Annotated in this window: 1 protein-coding gene; it reads left to right on the forward strand. The window is 66.1% G+C overall.

Annotation, left to right across the window (positions count from 1 at the left end; translation table 11 throughout):
* Positions 1-617 (forward strand): EF-Tu C-terminal domain-related protein (locus AC1RU4_RS26245; RefSeq protein ID WP_492894811.1); only part of this gene is annotated, 617 nt, incomplete at both ends.

Below are 617 nucleotides of genomic sequence, written 5' to 3' on the forward strand. Positions count from 1 at the left end.
GATGCCAAGCTCGGGCATGACGCGATCCTGGAGCTGATGAAGGCGGTCGACGCCTACATCCCGCAGCCGGAGCGCCCGATCGACCTGCCGTTCCTGATGCCGATCGAGGACGTGTTCTCGATCTCGGGCCGCGGCACGGTGGTGACCGGGCGCGTCGAGCGCGGGGTGATCAAGGTGGGCGAGGAAGTCGAGATCGTCGGCATCCGCCCGACCATCAAGACGACGGTGACCGGCGTGGAAATGTTCCGCAAGCTGCTGGACCAGGGACAGGCGGGCGACAATGTCGGCATCCTGGTCCGCGGCACCAAGCGCGAGGACGTGGAGCGCGGCCAGGTGGTGTGCAAGCCGGGTTCGGTGAAGCCGCACACCAAGTTCAAGGCCGAGGCGTACATCCTGACCAAGGAGGAGGGCGGCCGCCACACGCCGTTCTTCACCAACTACCGTCCGCAGTTCTACTTCCGCACCACGGACGTGACGGGCATCGTGACGCTGCCGGAAGGCACGGAAATGGTGATGCCGGGCGACAACATCACGGTCGACGTGGCGCTGATCGTGCCGATCGCGATGGAAGACAAGCTGCGCTTCGCCATCCGCGAAGGCGGACGCACCGTCGGTGC

It is taken from the genome of Ancylobacter sp. GW821-FHT10E12 (assembly GCF_058809335.1).